We start from the raw sequence: 15,310 nt of genomic DNA, 5'->3' as shown, positions 1-15,310 counted from the left end.
TAAAAACCGGCCGAATGGGCGCGCATGGCCACACAGGTCGCCATCAACGGTTTCGGCACCATTGGTAAGCGCGTTGCCGACGCGATTGCAGCGCAGGCTGACATGGAAATTGCAGGGGTCACCAAGACCGGCCCCAGCTTTGGCTGCGAGCTGGCGGTACGCCGCGGCTTTCCGCTCTACTGCACTTCGGACGATGCCGACCGCGTAGCCGCCTTCGACGCAGGCGGCTACGAGTGCGCCGGCCCGCTCTCCGACTTGCTCGCGGCGGCGGATGTCGTCGTGGACTGCTCGCCCGGCAAGATGGGCGCGGAGAATCTCGCGAAATACCGCAAGGCGGGCGTGAAGGCGGTTTTTCAGGGCGGTGAGCCGCACGCGCTTACCGGCCTTTCCTACAGTTCGAGCGCTAACCATGACGCCAACCTTGGCGCCGACGCGACACGTGTCGTGAGCTGCAACACCACCGGGCTCTCGCGCACGCTGGTGCCGCTCTGGGAGCAGTACGGCTCGCTGGCGGTCGAGTGCACCATGATTCGCCGTGCGGCAGACCCCGGCGATTCCGGCAAGGGGCCGATAAACGCTATCAAACCTGTGCTCAAGGTGCCGAGCCACCACGGTCCCGATCTGATGACCGTGCGCCCCGAAATCAGCATCAACTCGCTGGCGGTCGCGGTGCCGACCACCATCATGCACGTTCACGCCATCGTCGCGACGCTCCCGTCAGGCCACGGGCTGACGACCGAGTCGGTTGTCGAGCTGTTCCGCGCGCAGCCACGCGTCATCGTGATGCATGGCGGCGACAGCCGGATTACGACGACGGCCGAAGTGATGGAGATGGCGCGCGACATCGGCCGCCGCTGGGGCGACCTGCACGAAATCTTCGTCTGGGAAGACGGCGTTTCATTGCAGGGCGACCGACTCTACTATTTTCAGGCTATCCACCAGGAGAGCGACGTCGTCCCGGAAAACGTCGACGCCATCCGCGCGCTGACCGGCAGCGAAGCGGACTGGCGCGCGAGCGTCGCGCAGACTGACGCCGCCATCGCTGCGGCGCACGGTAGCGGCTAGGATGGCTGACGCAACGGGGCTGCCAATCCTGCGCATGTACACCGGCCCCGGCGGGAAGACCCGTTTTGTGTGGACCGTGCTGCCGCTGGCTCGGAAGACTGGCCTCGGGTCGGTCGGCCTCTTCTCGGAACTGTTCGTCAACGAGAACATCCTCGACAACGCCGGCGACTTGCGGCTGCAATTCGCCGTCACGCCGCTGCCGGAGGGCGGCGCGGGCGAGGGGCCGCAACTGGCGCACACCGCGCCGCGTAAGCAGCTGGTGCTGACGCTGGGCGGCTGCCTCGAGTTCCGCAGCTGCGATGTCGAAAGCTTTGACGAGACGACCCGCGCCACGATTGGTGCCGGCGACATCCTGCTCGCCGAAGACCTCGTCGGCGCCGGCCACGCCTGGCGCTTCGTCCCGGCGCGTGACGGTCAGCTCAAGCCGTGGCGCCGTTGCTATGTCCACCTCGGCGAAGAGTATGACCATTTCGTCGAGCTGCTCAGGTCTCAGTAGCCGAGCGCCTGCAGCAGCCGTCCCGGCTCGTCGGTGCCGATGCGGAATTTCTTGCCGCTGGCGTACGTGATTTCGACCGCGTCCAGCCCCGAAATATTCCACATCCAGCCGTGCGGGGTGCGCCGGATGCCCCAGCCATACCAGAACCGGTTGCGCATTGCCGCGGCGCCGACGATATCGGCGCGGGCAATGCTGCGCCGGACCAGCCCGACGCCGAACACGAGATGCAGATGCGAGTCGTCCACGGCGACGCGCAGCCGGTAGAAGAGCAGCCCCAGCAGCAAGCCGAACGAGCCGAGCAGGAGTGCGGCTTGCCAGTCAAGCTCCCGGAACAGGTAGGTTGCCACCCCCATCAGGAAGAGCGCGACCAGCGCCACCCACCAGGGATTCTGGGAGTGCTGGTAATGCGGCAGCATCAGCCGCCGCCGACCCGGATGGAGTGTGTGTCGCCCACCACGTCGCGGGTGCGGGGCGACATCAGCTCGATGACCGCCTGCTCGCGAAACTCCGCCAGCGTGCGGCAGCCGGTATTGGCGAGCGCAGCCTTGACCTTGCGCATATCCTCCTTCAACCGCGGCTTCAGGCGGCCCTGAAAGGCAACGGTGCCTTCCTCGCCTTCGGTGAAGAAGCTCTTCGCCGTGGCGTGGCCGTAGCGGTCCAGATTGCGCGCGCGGGCGGAGCCCTCGCCCCAGGTGGCAACCCAGCGCATCTCCGGCTCATGGCTGGTGAGCCGCAGGTTCTCGTCCAGCTTTTCCCCGGCCGCCTCCAGAAAGTGGTTGAAGTAGCCCCCCATCATCACAGCGTCCGCCAGCGTCAGCGCGATAATCATGTCGCCTGCCGACCCGACGCCGCCGTCGACAACCAGTGGCACGTAGCGTCCGCCCTCGTCGCAGAACTCCTGTCGCGCGCGGTCGGCCGCGATGAGTGCCGTCAGTGGCGCGCGGCCGGTCGCCTTCTGACGCTGGGTGGTGCAGATTGAGCCGGACGACATCCCGATTTTGACGACGTCGGCGCCCTGCTCCATCAGGTACTGGGCGCCGTCGGCGGTGATGACGTTGCCGGCGCAAATCGGGACGCCGGTTTTCATCGCGCGGTATGCGGCCAGCACTTCGCCGACGAACTCGCTGTGGGCGTCTGATGTGTCGATGACAATCATGTCAACGCCCGCTGCTATATTGGCCTCGACCCGCTCCTGCCATCCCTTGTGGGTCGAGATGGCGGCGGCGACCGGGATTTTCTCGACGTCCTTGCGGAACGCCAGCTTCACCAGCCGGTCCAGCTCGTCGAGCACGACCAGGTAGCGCCCCTCGCCCAGCAGCTGTTTCGCCTGCTCGACGGTCAGTGCGGGGTCGCGGCAGCATTCCATATCTTCGGGCATGAGCATTACGCTCCCGACCGGGTCACCCGGCGGCGCGTCCAGTTCCAGATAGCGGTCGAAGCTGAAAAGCCCGAGAAAGATGTTGTTGCGGTCGGTGACCGGCAGTTTGGAGTGGCCGTGCCGCTCAACCAGCCGCACCGCTTCGTCAATCGTAGTTTCGCGTTCGATACAGACCGAATCCTCGACGAAGCCCATCTCGTAGCCCTTGATGCGCTCGACGATGGCCGCCTGCTCGGCAACGGGCAGTCGCACCGGTAGCACCCCCAGCCCGCCCTCCTTGCCCAGGGCAAGTGCCATTTCGTAGCTCGTGACGGAAGTCATCGCGGCGCTGAGCAGCGGCAGCCGCAACGCGAGCCCGCCGAGTTCGGTTGCCAGCGAGATATTGGGCAGCGTGCAGTCAGCCGGCGTCAGTCCGGTCAGTAGTGAAAATTCGCTGAAGGTGCGCCCTGGCTCGCGCACTATCTGCTTGACCATGCCCCCGCTCGGGTGAGTCATAAAAGTAGTTTGCGGTCGCCCGTTTCAGAAGTACACTTCGCGCTCGCGGACGGCGTGCAGCAACGCTTCGCTGACGGGCGTCGCGATGCCCGCCCGGCGGCCGCGCTGCACGATGGCACCGGTAATCGCCTCGATTTCGGTGCGACGCCCCGCCTCCAGGTCCTGCAGCATGCTGCACCTGTTCGCAGCGGTGCGCTCCATGATTTCCAGCGCGCGTGCCCATGCGTCGCCCGGCAACGTGATTTCGAGTGTTGCGGCGACAGCTGCCCCTTCGCGGCAGGCTGCCCGCGCCTGCTCGCGAAGTGCGCCCTCGCGGAGCGCGCCGTTCGGGACGCCCGCCAGCGCGGCGACCGGATTGATGGCGTTGTTCGCTATGGCCTTGAGCCACAGTTCGCCCGGCAAATCGCTCGTCAGGGTAGCCTCAATCCCGCCCGCGCTGAAGGCGTCGTGCAACTGCCGTAGCGCAGCGGTCGGCGCGCCGACCGTTGCGCCCAGCACCGCGTAGCCGTCGCCAGCATGCATCACGCTGCCGTCGGGCTGCCGCGCAGCGCCGAGTCCGGTCACGAACCCCGCCACGTTTTCGGCGCCCAGGGCATCGGCCAGCATTTCCACGGCGAGCAGCCCGTTCTGGCACGCGACCACCGGGACGCCCCACTCTGCCAGCCGGGGCAGCAGCGGCTCCAGTTGCCACGACTTGGTGCAGAGCAGCAGCCAGTCGCAGCCTTCGGGTGTCGGCTGCACCGACAGCGTCGCGTGGAACCGCGTCAACCCCTCCACTCGCAGCCCGCGGCGCAGCCGCTCGGCGCGGGCGCCTTCTGCGATGAGCACGACCTCGCTGCCGCCCTGCGCCAACCGCGCCGCCAGCACCGAGCCGAGCGCGCCGGCGCCGAGCAAGGCTGTCTTCATGCCGGCGCCTTGCCTGACGGGCCTTCCGGGTCGCGCTGCTCGAGCAGGATTTCGCGCAGCACTGCCACGCGCTCCGACGGCAGTGCCAGCAGCGGCGCATGCCAGGTCATTCCGGCCGGTGGTGCGACCATGCGCTGCGCGTCCCAGCCGACGACGATACCGAGCGCCTTGCGGCGCTGCGCCAGTTGCGGCAGCTCCTCCAGTGCCGTGGCGGGATGGCTGCGCAATCGCGGATGCCAGCGCTCCAGCGCCGTTCGCTCCGGCTGCGGCAATGGGGCTTGCTCAACCAGTTCGAGCGTGCAGCCGCGTTTGGCGAGCAGCCAGCCTGCAACCAGGTCGCGCCAGTTTTCGGCGTGGACCAGCACCTTGCCCTGCGTGTGCAGCGGCAATCCGCCGATGGCCGGCAGCACCTTGCGGAACAGGAACGCGCGCTTGTCGCGCACCTCGGCGTGCAGCGCATGCTCGGGCTTCGAAAGGTTGACCCTCAGGTCGGGCCGCACTGCCAGCACCGCCGCGCCAAGGTCGGCGCCCAACTGCTGCGACGTGAACGAGTGTGAGCCGGTGCGCCGCGGGCGAATCGCGAAGCTGCTGCCTTCTGGCAACGCAGCGCCCCATTCGGCCGCCGCCTCCCCGAGCAGCTCCAGCTCGGCCGGTAGCTCTTCCACCGGTGAGAGCGAGACAATCCCGAAGGTGCGCGCCAGCACGCCGGCTACAGAATCCCCGTCAGGCGATGCCGCAGTCGCGGCCCCAACAGGCGCTGCGCCGCCCTCGGCGATGTGCGCGAAAAAGCGTCCGCGCATGCGCTCGATGCGCGCCTCAATGCCGGCCAGCGCCAGCCGCTGGAGCAGGTTGTCAGCCAGCTTCTGCTCATAGCGCCGGCGCGTTCCGGGCGCCTTGAGCCCCAGCTCGCCGTAGCGCAGCAGGAACAGGCTCACGCCAGCGAAGCGAGCACGCGGTCAACAATCTCGCCAGCGTGGCCCACGTAGTTGACGGGGTTGAGCGCCGCGTCGATTTCAGCAGCAGTCATGAGCTTCGCGATTTTGCCTTCGGCCAGCAGCAGGTCGCGGAAGCTGGCCTTGCCAGTCGCGGCCTGCATGGAAACTTGCCGCACCAGTTCGTGCGCTGCCTGCCGGTCCATCCCCTTGCGGGTCAGCGCCAGAAGCACCGCCTCGGCCAGCGGCAGCCCGCCCGCGGCGGCAAGGTTGGCGGCGATGCGCTCCGGGTTGGGCTGCACGTTGTGGAAGACCTCCACTGCCTTACAGAGCATCTCGTCGATAAGTATATAAAAATGGGGCAGCAGCATTCGCTCGCTGCTCGAGTTGGCCAGGTCGCGCTCGTGCCACTGCAAGTTGTTCTCCAGCGCCGGCGCCGCGAAAGACCGCACCATCCGCGCCAGCCCGCCCAGATTTTCGCTCGCAATCGGATTCTGCTTCTGCGCCATGGTTGACGAGCCGACTTGCTTCGCGGCGTCGAACGCCTCGGCCGCTTCGCCAATGTCGCTGCGCTGCAGGTTCCGGATTTCAAGCGTGAATTTCTCGATACTGGTCGCCAGGTTGCCGCCCCACTGCACCAGCTCCGCCAGCCGGTCGCGCCCCAGGATTTGCGTTGTCGCCAGCGGCGTGTTGAGTGAGAGCCGCGCCATAACTCGGTCCTGCAGCTCGAGTGTGTGCGGGTGCAGTGCGGCGCCGCTGCCGGTCGCGCCGAGCAGCTTTCCGGTCTCGAGCCGCGGTCGTAGCTCGGCCAGTCGCTCGCGCTGCCGGGCCGCCTCGGCGGTGAAGACCGCCATCTTCAGCCCGAAGGTGACCGGCGTCGCCCACTGGCCGTGGGTCCGCCCCAGCATCACCAGATCGCGGTGCTCGCGCGCCTGTCCCGCCAGCGCGGCGATGAGCGCGTCAACTCCGTCAGCGACTAGTGCCAGCGCGTCGCGATGCTGCAACGCGCGGGCCGTATCGACGATGTCGTAACTGGTCACGCCGAAGTGCACCGACCTGCCTGCGTCGCCCGCTTGCTCTGCGAGGGCTTTCGCGACTGCCATGATGTCGTGCCGGATTTCCGCCTCGATAGCTTCGACGCGGTCGCGACTGACTTTGGGAATCGCCTTGCGGATTTCCGCTCCATGCCTTTCTGGAATCAGCCCCAGCGCTTCCTGCTCCTCAGCGAGGGTTGCTTCGACCTCGAGCAATGCTCGCAGGTATGCGTCGGCGCCGAAGATGGCGCGCATCGCGTCGCGCCCGTAGCGGTAGTCGAGTACGCAGGTGGGGTCCACGCGGGCGCACTGCTGCGCTTCTTAAAGGCCTCCGCTCATCAGAAACCTTTATCACCCCGGCATGGAGGGTGCGGGCGTATGCGAAGAATTCTGCTCCAGACCTTGGCTGGCCTGCTGCTTTCGGCGCTGGCGCTGCTCCTGCTGGCGTCGCCGGTGACGGCGCTCGACGTTGATGTCGAGCCCCTCAACATGAACCTCGACCCCGAGGACCCGGTGGCGCATGAGGGCTTCCAGGGTTCATTCGAGGTGCGCAATAATGGCCTTGAAGCTGCTGTCGATGTCACAGTCCTGGTAATGAATCATACAGACGAGTGTGCGCCGGGTGACATGCAGTGTGATGTAGTCCACGATGTGACGATAGGTGCAATTGGTGCAGACAAGGCCGTGTTGATTGAATTTGATTGGACAGACCACGCTGAGGGGGACCGGATTTTCTCTGTGCTTATTGACTACATGGATGATATTGATGAGACTGACGAGAATAACAACGTGCTTTACTACGAGTTCCATGTATTTGGTGAGCCTACAGCGGATTTGGAATTTATTGAGGGTACAACCGTAATTCTTTCACCTCCAGATCCTGCCGTTGGAGACATTGCCGATGTGGTCGTCCTGTTCCAGAATTCAGGGCGTGCTTCAGCACCTTTGTTCTATGTCCTCTTCCAAGATATTCTTGATGGTAATATAACCGAAATAGAAACACTGGAAGTACGCAATGTTCGGGATGGTAGTGCGGCGCAGGTCAATATTACTTGGCAACCCGGTGCAGAGGGCGACCACACACTTCGCATTACTCTGGATTCAGATGATGATATTGAGGAGACCAACGAGGATAACAACGTCTTTGACGAATTTATTTTTGTTCATCCCCATACACCCGAGCTTACGGTCAGCGTCAATCGGGGACTGGTAGCCGACCCACTGGATGAATGGCTGGAGCTGCCGTTCCAGAACCACGCAATTAATCTCTCGGTTCTGGTCTACAACAATGACAGTGTCGAGCCCGCCTCGGACGTAAGGGTCCGTTTCTGGGATCAACCCGAGGGCGGCAGTGCCAGCGAAATTGCTGATTTCATAATCGGGAATCTCGAGAATGGCACTAGGCAAGGTGTCGTCTACGTCCCTGGTGAGGCACTGGCGTGGATTACCTGGGACCTTGACAGCGGCACTTCAATCTTGGGCAACCACACCATTATCGTCGAGGTTGACCCGCTGAACGCCATCGGGGAATGGAATGAGGATGACAATCGCCGCTTCTTCAACGTGATTGTTCATGAGCCACAGCCCGACCTAGAGGTCACGGCGGTCGCGGTCGCCGGTGAGCCTGTGCGCGGGATTCCTTCAATAATCACTGTTTCTGTCATCAACGTAGGAGCGGAGACGGTCTCCGGTGCCTATGTGGAATTGCGCGTTGACGGGGAGCTGGTCAACGGCTGGAACATTACTTTGACGGAGGGAGAATTGCGAGATTTGGAGTACGATTACGTATGGTCCGAACACAACCCAACCGTGATGGGCTACGCCGACCCAGAGAAAGCAGTTGAGGAACTTGATGAGTCGAACAACTACCACTCCATCTGGGTCGAGATTGCCGCCCCGCAGCATGACGTGCAAGTGGGTGCAATCAGCCACTCTGGCGAAGCTTTCGAAGGACAGTGGGTCGAGCTGACGGTTGAGCTACAGAATCTGCTGGGGGAAGTGCCGCACTATCGCCTTTCGCTCTTTGTCGACAATGCCACCGCACCCGAATACCAGGACCCGAATCAGGTGCAGGAACTCTATTACGTCGAAGGATTTAACCTGGCCTACAATGAATCGCGTGTCGTCTCAATCTGGTGGTACAGTACCGTCGGTTTCGGCTGGCACAATCTGAGCGTCGAGGTCGAGGTTGTGGACAGTACCTACCCCGACCTGAACCTGAGCGACAATCGCAATACGACCAGTTTCTACCTCAAGCAGATCTTCTACCAGCTTTCGCTCGAGATAGAGCCGCTACCCGAAAAAATCAAGCTGAACGAGACCGTACGCGTCATCGTTAACGCCTTCAATTTTGGCCCGGAAATTCTCTTCGAGGGGGCTGAAGTGGTGGTAACCGGCAGCGGCACGCAGTGCGAGCCGGGCCTCCAGCGCACGCGCGAACTGGAGCGCGCTACTGGTGAGGATAACCTCGAGTTCTTCTGCACTCCTAACGGCACCGGGCCCTATGTTATCGAGGCGCGGATTGACCCTGATAACATCCATGACGAGCCCGATGAGGACGACAACTTCGCGACGGGCGTCATCAACGTCACCAACGAGGAATTCACGCCGACGACTCCGCCGGTAATCCAGGATGACTCATTCATTACGCAACCCATTGTATGGGTGCCGCTGGCGACGCTGGCTATTATTGGCGCAGGCATGTTCGCCTACTACCGTTTGCGCGGCGATGACGATTTCCTCCCCGGCACTCGCGGACGCCAGTCCGGGGGCAGCGCGCCGGGACAGGAGCCGGGCGCAACCACGTTCCGCTACGACGCGGAGTCGGGCATAACCTATGACGCCACGACTGGCGAGGTCATCGGCGAGAAAAAGAAGGATTAGTAAACGTCGCGCAGGTAGCGCTTCTCGTCCTTCATTAGCGTGCGGTTGACGTAGTGCTCCGCCTCTTCTTCGGAGAGGCCACCATGTTCCTGTGCGATATCGATGAGCGCCTGATGGACGTCCTTGGCCATGTAGTCCTTGTCGCCGCAGACGTAGAAGTACGCGCCGCCCTCGAGCCATTTCCAGATTTCGCCGCCCGCCTGCTGGAGACGGTGCTGGACATAAATCTTCTCGGACTGGTCGCGCGAGAAGGCAGTATCGAGCCGCGCTAACAAGCCCGATTCCTGCCAGGCACGGAACTCCTCTTCGTAGAAGAAGGTCGTTTTCTCGAACCACTCGCCGAAGATGAGCCAGTTGCGGCCGGTCGCGCCGTCGAGTTCGCGCTGCTCAAGGAAGGCGCGGAAGGGCGCGATGCCGGTGCCGGGGCCGACCATGATGACGTCGCGGCTTGCGTCCTCGGGGATGACGAACTCGCGCGTCGGCTGGATGAAGACCGGCACTTCGGTTTCGCCGACGGTGATGCGGTCAGCGATGTAGCCGGTAGCAAGGCCGGCGCGGTCGCGCTCGAAATTGTGGTAGCGCACGACAGCCACGGTCAGGTGCACCTCGCCCGGGTGGGCGCCGGGAGCGGAAGCGATAGAGTAGAGTCGCGGAGTGATGCCGCCCACAGAGTGGGCGAATTCCTGTGCGCTGAAGCTCACGCCCGGATATTCGTTGAGAATATCGATGTAGTCGCGGACGTTCAGGTACTGGTCCAGCGCGGTGCGGTCCGCCAGTAGCTGCTCGAGCCCCTGCTGGTCGCCTGCCGGGAGCTTGGCCATCAGCGGCTTCAGGAACTTGCGGTTGGCGCGGTGGATCGTCAAATGGCTTTCCAGGGCTTCGCGAAACGCAAATTCACCTTTACGTTTCAGCTCGACCACCTCGTCGCCGCTGGCGCCCAGTTTCGCGAGCAGTGCATCGACTAGTGCCGGGTCGTTGCGTGGGAATAGTCCGAGCGAATCGCCCGCCTTGTATTCGAGCCCACTGCCAGCAATGTCGATGACGTAGTGGTTGGTTTCCTTGACGTCGTCGCGCGCTAGCGTGCAGGCTTCCTTGATCGTCGCGGGGAACGGGTTCTTGCGACCGTATTCCATCTTCAGCTCTTGTGTGGCGGGTGCGGCGTGCTGCTTGCCTTGCGGCGTGCGTGCGCCTTCTTGCGGCTGGGGCGCACTTTCTCGGCACCCTTGCCCTTGCGGCGCAGCCCGCGGCTCTTCTTGCCGGCGGACGTCAGGCTGCGATGGACGCGGCCCTTGTGCGCTCGACCGCAAATCCAGTTAATCTTGGGGTCGGCCATGATGACCGGATGGTGCGGGTCGACCATGATAATCTCGAACCACTTGTAGCGGCCGTCCTCGACCACCCAGTAGGAGTTGAGCACTTCAAGGTTGGGGAACTTGCGCGCAGTCCGCTCCTCAGCAATCGACTGTAGCGACTTGGAAACGGTAATCTTGGTGATGCCGGTGCGCTTGGCACGGCGGCCGCCCTTGATGGCGGGCTTACGCATGCTCCCGCGGCGGATGCGTGCGCGTGCCATCACGAAGCCCTGCTTGGCGCGGAAGCCCAGCTTGCGCGCCCGGTCGAGCCGGGTCGGTCGCTCGATGCGCTCGACGGCTCGCTCGCGGCGGAACGTGAGCAGCCGCTCACGCTGCATGGCCTTGATGGAATCCCCCGGGCGGTTCCACGCGTCCCCAATGTAGGAGTATACTGATTTCGACATCGCGATATCCTCGCTTCACGGGTTCAGCCGGAGCCACATTCCCGCATCGCGCCGACCGCCCCCTGATTATAAAGCTTCAGGCTGGTGCCTGCCCGATGGCTGCGATTTGCTTCATAGTCAATCCCGCTTCCGGCATGGGCCAGACTGGTCGCCGGCTGGAAGACTTGCGGCAGCAGGCGGCCGACCTTGACGGCGAGTGGCTCGTTACCAACGCGCCGGGCCACGCCACCGAGCTGGCGGCGGCCGCTACCGGCTGCGAAATCGTAGTAGCGGTCGGTGGCGACGGCACGGTGCACGAAGTCGTCAATGGCCTGATGCGGCACCCCGCCGCCAGCCGGCCGGCGCTGGCGGTCATTCCGAGCGGCACCGGCAACGATTTCGTTTTCGGCTCACGCGCACCCCCGAGCGCCGAGCGCGCACTGACGGCGCTACGCGGCAGCGCGCGCAAGCGTTTCGACCTGGCGCACTTGCGCGGCGCGGGGCGCGATGAGTATATCTGCAACACAGCGGGAATCGGCTTTGACGCGACCGTCAATATGCAGAGCCGCTACGTGCTGCTGCGCGACTTCCCGAAATACCTGATTGCGACGCTGTGGACGATTCTCTACTACTTCGCGGCGCCCCGCATGGCGCTGCGCTGGGAAGGTGGTCGCGCGGCTTATCGTGTGATGATGCTGGTGGTCGGCAACGGCCCGCGCGAAGGGGGCGGCTTCCTGACGACGCCCGACTCGCAGATGGATGATGGTATCCTCGATTTCCTGATTGCTGGTCAGGTCGACCGGTTGCAGATGCTGGGGCTGCTGCCGCAGGTGCTCACCGGCACGCATCTCGCCAGCCCGGCGGTACGGCTCGTCTCGACCACGCGGCTGGCGCTGGCGAGCGAGAGCGACCTCTGCATCCAGGCCGACGGCGAATTCTATTGCCTCCCCGGCGACGGGGTGCGGCGGCTGGATGTGCAGGTGGTGCCGGGAGCGCTGAAATTAGTCGTCGAGCAGGATTAGCGGGCTGGCGTGGATGTTGGGCAGCTCGTCGCGCTCGAGCGGCGCGAAGTATGCGCGCAACGCCGCGATGTGCTCGGCTAGTGCGAGTCCCATGTAGCGCTCGCGACCGACCGACGCGAGCAGCTCCAGCCCGGCCGGCGCGAGCGACTGCGCGTCGGCGATGTCCTTCCCGGTAACCATCGCCAGCCGCACCTTCAGCAGCGCTGCCGAGACTTTGATGAGCCCCTGCAGGAATCGGTGTGGTGTGCTGCGGCGCGGCGCGGCGCGGCCAGCCAGAGTGCTTCCCACGCTTCGTGCGATTCCCAGTAATAATGCGCGTTGCAGAGGTCCACACCGTGGCGCCAGCCGTCGAGTGTGCGCCACTCTCCCGGGCGCCACGGCGGGTGCGGCTCGTCGTCGGCGCCGTAACTGTGGCCGTGCGGGTTTGCCTGCGGGTGTGGGTGCAGCCCCGGGAGGTAGCGGTAGGGCGGCAACAGACGCGTCGAGTGGCGCTGCACGTCCCGCTCCAGCTCCGGCTCGTCTCGCGCCATGTGCATGCGGGGGCAGGGGTAGCCATATTTGTCAGCCCCTGCAGTGGCGGCCCGATGGACCTCGCAGGAATGCTGCAGGAGTGCGGCGCGGTGCAGTTCGGCGACTTTCGCCTTACTTCGGGCCGCAGGTCGAAATACTACGTCAACCTGAAGCTGGCCGCAACCCGGCCGCAAATGCTGGAGCAGATTGCGAGCGAGATGGAGCAGCTGCTTCCTGATGGGGCGGAAGTCATCGCCGGGATGGAGCTAGGTGCGGTGCCGCTGGCGGTCGCGCTTTCGCTGAAGACGGGGCTGCCCTACGTCATGATACGCAAGGGCGAGCGGGTCCACGGCACTGGCAGCCGCATCGAGGGCGAACTGCTGGGGAACGTAACCGTGGTTGAGGATGTCGCTACCAGCGGCGGCTCGCTGGTTGACGCTGTCGAGGTGCTTCGCCGTGCTGGTAGCACTGTCGAGTGCGCTATCGTGGTGGTCGACCGCGAAGAGGGTGCCAATGAGGCGCTGCGTGCGGTCGGCATCGAGCTGTTGCCGCTGGTGCGTATCGGGAGCCTGTTGCGGGAAGAGTGATGACTCGCGTCCTGCTCGTCGGCTCCGGCGCACGCGAGCACGCCATTACCCGTGCACTCTGCAACTCCGGCGGCAGTGTCAGCTGCTTCGCATCCAACCTGAACCCCGGCATCATGGCACTCGCCGCTGGATTCGAGCTGGGCGAGCTGGATGCGCCGGAAGCGGTAGTCGCTTTCGCCGCGCAGCAGTTAGCGGAGCTAGCGGTCATCGGCCCCGAGGCGCCGCTCGCCGCAGGTGTGGCCGACGCGCTGCGCGCTGCTGGCATCCCTACCGTCGGCCCCAGCCGCGAGCTGGCGCAAATCGAGACTTCCAAGGCGTTCGCGCGCGACCTGCTGATGCGGCACGGGATTCCCGGCTGCCCGCGCTACCGCACCTTCGATGCGCTCGCGGGGGTCGCCGGCTGGCTGGCGGAACTGGGCGACAGCTACGTCGTCAAGTATGATGGCCTTGCCGGTGGCAAGGGCGTCAAGGTCGCGGGCGACCATCTCCACTCCCACGCCGAGGCGCTCGCTTACTGCCGCGAACTTGTCGCGTGCGGCGGCCGTTTCGTGGTCGAGGAAAAGCTGGTCGGCGAGGAGTTTTCACTGATGAGCTTTTGCGACGGTGAGACGCTGCGGCACATGCCGGCGGTGCAGGACCACAAGCGCGCGCTGGAGGGCGACCGCGGCCCCAATACTGGCGGGATGGGCTCCTACTGCGACGCCAATCACAGTCTGGCTTTTCTCGACGACGAAGATATAAGTGCTGCGCAGGCGATTAACGAGGCTACCGCGGCCGCGCTCAAGGCAGAATGCGACGAGCCTTATCGCGGTTTCCTGTACGGCGGATTCATCGCTACCGCTGGCGGCTCGAAACTTATCGAATACAACGCCCGGCTGGGCGACCCGGAGGCGCTCAACGTGCTGGAAATCCTGCAAAGCGATTTTCTGCCAATCTGCGAGGGCATGGCGACCGGCACGCTCGCCGAATGCGAAGTCACTTTCCGTCCCGAGGCGACCGTCTGCAAGTACGTCGTCCCCGAGGGTTACGGCGCGCAGCCGCGGCGCGACTGCACGCTCGTCATCGACGACGAACGGCTCGCCGCCAGCGGCGTTTCGCTATTCTACGCGGCGGTCAACCAGCCGCCCGGTGGCGCGCTCGAGACGACCAGCTCGCGCGCAGTCGCGGTCGTCGGCAGCGGCGCCACGCTCGCTGCGGCGGAAGCGCAGTGCGAGGCTGGACTGGCTGCCGTCAGCGGCCGCGGGCTGCACGTACGGCACGACATCGCCACGCCGCCACTGCTCGCGCAGAGGGTGGCGCACATGCGGCAGCTACGTGGTAAACGCGTAGCGCCCGTGGCAGGGGCGACCTGATGCTCGAAGCGCTGGTGTTCCTGGCGGTGGGGCTATTGCTGTTGATGCGCGGTGCCGACGCGTTCATCGAGAATGCGGTTGGGTTGGCGCGTGAGTGGGGGGTCTCGACGCACGTCATCGGCGTAACGCTGGTCGCCTTTGCCACCAGCCTGCCGGAAGTGCTGGTTTCGCTGCTGGCCGGGACGCGGGGACATGATGCGCTGGCGCTCGGCAATATTATCGGCTCCAATATGTCCAACCTGGGGCTAGTGCTCGCCTGTGCCTGCCTGCTCTGCTGGTATCGCTACGGCCATTGCATCCTGCCGGCGGCCGGTGCCGTCACTGACGGGCAGGTGATGCTGGCGTTCGCATTCCTGCTCTACGGCGTTGCGCTCGACGGCAGCGTCTCACGCGTCGAAGGCGTGTTCCTGCTGCTGCTCTATCTGGCGTACGTGGGCTGGTTGCTCCGCCGCCCAGCACCTGCTGGCGGAAGCCCGGAGGGCGACGGAAGCCTGCCGCAGCTGGCGCTCGGCGTGGCCGGGCTGCTGCTCGGGGCGCACCTGACTATCGAGGGGGCGGTCGCGATTGCGGAGTGGGCCGGCATTTCCGAGCTGGTAATTGGCCTGACGGTAGTCGCGGTCGGCACTTCGCTGCCGGAGCTGGCCGGTTCCCTTACGGCGGCGCGCAAGGGGTTCCATGACATCGCGGTCGCTAACGTCATCGGCTCGAACATTGCCAACATCGGGCTGGTGCTGGGACTGCTGGCGCTGGTGTCGCCGGTCCCGGTTGGCGACTTTGTCGTCTCGGTCACCCTACCGCTGCTGCTGCTGGCGACGCTCGCCGCGATGGGGCTGGTGCGACTGCCGTTGGGGCGCGCTGCGGGCGCAATCCTGGCTGGCTTCTTCCTGCTGTTCCTGTTCGAGCTGCTGTAATCCA

General features: G+C 64.7%; 16 protein-coding genes. 7 read left to right on the top strand and 9 right to left on the bottom strand.

Annotated elements, in window-relative coordinates:
• Nucleotides 1-24: 24 nt before the first annotated feature.
• Both QGG57_03775 and QGG57_03770 read left to right on the top strand, forming a co-directional pair.
• On the top strand, nucleotides 25-1,065 hold the full coding sequence (locus QGG57_03775) for a type II glyceraldehyde-3-phosphate dehydrogenase (GenBank protein MDP7007290.1): 1,041 nt from the start codon (nucleotides 25-27) through the stop codon (nucleotides 1,063-1,065).
• Between the two features lies 1 nt (nucleotide 1,066).
• Complete coding sequence (locus QGG57_03770; GenBank protein ID MDP7007289.1) at nucleotides 1,067-1,561, top strand: hypothetical protein; 495 nt, start codon at nucleotides 1,067-1,069, stop codon at nucleotides 1,559-1,561.
• Here the strand turns inward: QGG57_03770 and QGG57_03765 are convergent.
• From QGG57_03765 to purB, 5 genes are read right to left on the bottom strand one after another with little or no spacing between them, the layout of a single operon-like run.
• Nucleotides 1,555-1,977 carry a hypothetical protein gene (locus tag QGG57_03765; GenBank protein ID MDP7007288.1) on the bottom strand — a complete coding sequence of 141 codons (423 nt, stop codon included), beginning with the start codon at nucleotides 1,975-1,977 and terminating at the stop codon, nucleotides 1,555-1,557. The genes QGG57_03770 and QGG57_03765 overlap by 7 nt on opposite strands.
• Nucleotides 1,977-3,413, bottom strand: a complete 1,437-nt coding sequence (locus tag QGG57_03760) for an IMP dehydrogenase (protein MDP7007287.1) — start codon at nucleotides 3,411-3,413, stop codon at nucleotides 1,977-1,979. The genes QGG57_03765 and QGG57_03760 overlap by 1 nt, the downstream gene beginning before the upstream one ends.
• Nucleotides 3,414-3,458: 45 nt before the next feature.
• Nucleotides 3,459-4,340 carry a 2-dehydropantoate 2-reductase gene (locus tag QGG57_03755; GenBank protein MDP7007286.1) on the bottom strand — a complete coding sequence of 294 codons (882 nt, stop codon included), beginning with the start codon at nucleotides 4,338-4,340 and terminating at the stop codon, nucleotides 3,459-3,461.
• Nucleotides 4,337-5,275 carry a THUMP domain-containing protein gene (locus QGG57_03750; GenBank protein ID MDP7007285.1) on the bottom strand — a complete coding sequence of 313 codons (939 nt, stop codon included), beginning with the start codon at nucleotides 5,273-5,275 and terminating at the stop codon, nucleotides 4,337-4,339. Before QGG57_03750 ends, QGG57_03755 begins: the two co-directional genes overlap by 4 nt.
• Nucleotides 5,272-6,606, bottom strand: coding sequence for an adenylosuccinate lyase (gene purB, locus QGG57_03745; GenBank protein ID MDP7007284.1), 1,335 nt, complete (start codon nucleotides 6,604-6,606; stop codon nucleotides 5,272-5,274). The genes QGG57_03750 and purB overlap by 4 nt, the downstream gene beginning before the upstream one ends.
• Before the next feature lie 78 nt (nucleotides 6,607-6,684).
• On the opposite strand from purB, the gene QGG57_03740 reads away from it, so the two are divergent.
• Entirely contained in the window at nucleotides 6,685-9,189 is a 2,505-nt protein-coding gene (locus QGG57_03740; GenBank protein ID MDP7007283.1) for a CARDB domain-containing protein, read from the top strand.
• Here QGG57_03740 and QGG57_03735 read toward each other — a convergent pair.
• Nucleotides 9,186-10,322 (bottom strand): sulfite reductase subunit alpha, encoded by a 1,137-nt coding sequence (locus tag QGG57_03735; GenBank protein ID MDP7007282.1) that lies wholly within the window; start codon nucleotides 10,320-10,322, stop codon nucleotides 9,186-9,188. The genes QGG57_03740 and QGG57_03735 overlap by 4 nt on opposite strands.
• 2 nt (nucleotides 10,323-10,324) lie before the next feature.
• A complete protein-coding gene (locus QGG57_03730; GenBank protein MDP7007281.1) occupies nucleotides 10,325-10,945 on the bottom strand; it encodes a 50S ribosomal protein L15e in 621 nt (206 codons plus the stop codon).
• Between the two features lie 95 nt (nucleotides 10,946-11,040).
• Between QGG57_03730 and QGG57_03725 the strand changes: the two genes are divergently transcribed.
• Complete coding sequence (locus QGG57_03725; protein ID MDP7007280.1) at nucleotides 11,041-11,946, top strand: diacylglycerol kinase family protein; 906 nt, start codon at nucleotides 11,041-11,043, stop codon at nucleotides 11,944-11,946.
• Here the strand turns inward: QGG57_03725 and QGG57_03720 are convergent.
• Nucleotides 11,926-12,126, bottom strand: a complete 201-nt coding sequence (locus QGG57_03720) for a hypothetical protein (GenBank protein ID MDP7007279.1) — start codon at nucleotides 12,124-12,126, stop codon at nucleotides 11,926-11,928. The two genes, QGG57_03725 and QGG57_03720, sit on opposite strands and share 21 nt — an antisense overlap.
• Nucleotides 12,127-12,140: 14 nt before the next feature.
• Complete coding sequence (locus QGG57_03715) at nucleotides 12,141-12,482, bottom strand: DUF309 domain-containing protein (protein ID MDP7007278.1); 342 nt, start codon at nucleotides 12,480-12,482, stop codon at nucleotides 12,141-12,143.
• Between the two features lie 48 nt (nucleotides 12,483-12,530).
• Here QGG57_03715 and pyrE point away from each other — a divergent pair, with 48 nt between their 5' ends.
• The 3 genes from pyrE to QGG57_03700 are packed head-to-tail and all read left to right on the top strand — an operon-like array spanning nucleotide 12,531 to nucleotide 15,306.
• Complete coding sequence (pyrE, locus tag QGG57_03710) at nucleotides 12,531-13,043, top strand: orotate phosphoribosyltransferase (protein ID MDP7007277.1); 513 nt, start codon at nucleotides 12,531-12,533, stop codon at nucleotides 13,041-13,043.
• Complete coding sequence (gene purD / locus QGG57_03705) at nucleotides 13,043-14,395, top strand: phosphoribosylamine--glycine ligase (GenBank protein ID MDP7007276.1); 1,353 nt, start codon at nucleotides 13,043-13,045, stop codon at nucleotides 14,393-14,395. Before pyrE ends, purD begins: the two co-directional genes overlap by 1 nt.
• Nucleotides 14,395-15,306 carry a sodium:calcium antiporter gene (locus QGG57_03700; GenBank protein MDP7007275.1) on the top strand — a complete coding sequence of 304 codons (912 nt, stop codon included), beginning with the start codon at nucleotides 14,395-14,397 and terminating at the stop codon, nucleotides 15,304-15,306. The genes purD and QGG57_03700 overlap by 1 nt, the downstream gene beginning before the upstream one ends.
• The last annotated feature ends 4 nt before the right edge of the window (nucleotides 15,307-15,310 follow it).

The sequence above is a fragment of the Candidatus Poseidoniia archaeon genome (assembly GCA_030748895.1).
In the GTDB taxonomy this organism is placed as follows: Archaea; Thermoplasmatota; Poseidoniia; order MGIII; family CG-Epi1; genus UBA8886.
The sequence above is the reverse complement of the archived record's forward strand: the minus strand, read 5'-3'. Positions and strand labels throughout refer to the sequence as shown.